This window comes from Corallococcus carmarthensis (assembly GCF_003611695.1).
GTDB classification, from domain to species: Bacteria; Myxococcota; Myxococcia; order Myxococcales; family Myxococcaceae; genus Corallococcus; species Corallococcus carmarthensis.
Genome location: NZ_RAWE01000487.1, coordinates 1 through 488, shown reverse-complemented (window position 1 = coordinate 488; position 488 = coordinate 1). Strand labels below are relative to the sequence as shown.

General features: G+C 50.4%; 1 protein-coding gene. It reads left to right on the top strand.

Annotated features, from left to right (window positions below; genetic code table 11):
- Nucleotides 1–182: 182 nt before the first annotated feature.
- Nucleotides 183–488 (top strand): hypothetical protein (locus D7X32_RS45220; protein ID WP_147450545.1); only part of this gene is annotated, 306 nt, incomplete at its 3' end.

Here is a 488-nt window from a genome sequence, read left to right as displayed (position 1 = left end):
GGTAACGCCTACTCAGAAGCGAGCGTAGAGGGGCACAGCGGTTTTCCGGAACTAGCATCAAGCCTCAAGAATGCCATTGAGATGCTGATCGACCATTGAGGGTCTTGTGCCAAAACTCCCGGAACGACAATCAGACTAAAAGCGATAATTAATTTTATCAACACCCAAAAGGACTGTGCGAAATGGCAACAGGAAATGGTATTCGAGGTGAACTATACGAGATGACTGTCCCACTTTTGGCGGTCTTCGAACAAGTGGCCCTTGACGGAAACTTTGATGCTCTGGACTGGGCGAAGCTCGAACAGATAGTGAAAGGGGCCATGAAGGAGGGTTGCGCGAATAAGCGGGATCTTGATGAAGTCACCGGCGCTCTGACAGTACCGAAGAATTTCAACGCTCGTCGACTTGGTGAGATATACAAGTGCTTGGATGGAAAAACATATGGCAGGCCAGGGCGGATTCCAGAGGTGATAGGGAAGGTCGGGGGG